2 protein-coding genes are annotated in these 624 nt (G+C 44.2%); both read right to left on the bottom strand.

What is annotated here, in order from left to right; translation table 11 throughout:
* Window positions 1-254 (bottom strand): 50S ribosomal protein L4 (locus H7A69_RS17220; RefSeq protein ID WP_411469380.1); only part of this gene is annotated, 254 nt, incomplete at its 3' end.
* A 25-nt stretch (window positions 255-279) separates the two neighbouring features.
* Window positions 280-624, bottom strand: a 345-nt coding sequence (gene rplC, locus H7A69_RS17215; protein ID WP_220456288.1) for a 50S ribosomal protein L3, incomplete at its 5' end; no start/stop codon positions are given.

Raw genomic sequence — 624 nt, 5'->3', positions numbered from 1 at the left:
CCACGCCATTGAGGAGAGCGGATAGACCCTTGACGAGCACGTCCAGTTCCTTTTTGACGCCATGGTTTACGACCACCACCGCGAACTTCAGAGCGAGTTTTTACTTTGTGTGTACCTTGACGTAAAGATGCACGTTGCATCATTACAGCTTCGAAAAGTACAGCTTCATTTGGTTCGATACCGAAAATCGCTTCACCTAATTCGATTTCACTCACCTGTGAACCAGTTTGGTTATATACAGTAACTTTTGGCATTGGAATTCCTCCTTCCTATTGTGAATTATTTGCTAACCTTCACAGCGCCTTGAACAACTACAAGAGATTTCTTAGCACCTGGAACGTTACCTTTTACTAGTAATAAGTTGCGCTCAGTGTCAACTTGAACGATTTCTAAGTTTTGGATAGTAACTTGGTCTCCACCCATACGTCCAGCAAGTTTTTTGCCTTTGAATACACGGTTCGGAGCAACTGGGCCCATTGAACCTGGACGACGGTGATAGCGAGAACCATGAGACATAGGTCCGCGAGATTGTCCGTGGCGTTTGATAACACCTTGGAAACCTTTACCTTTAGAAATTCCTGTTACGTCAACGATTTCACCTGCAGCGAAAACTTCAACTTTTAC

Source organism: Curtobacterium sp. ME26 (assembly GCF_903970945.1).
GTDB classification, from domain to species: domain Bacteria; phylum Actinomycetota; class Actinomycetes; order Actinomycetales; family Microbacteriaceae; genus Curtobacterium; species Curtobacterium citri.
This window is presented reverse-complemented; position numbering and strand designations above follow the sequence as displayed.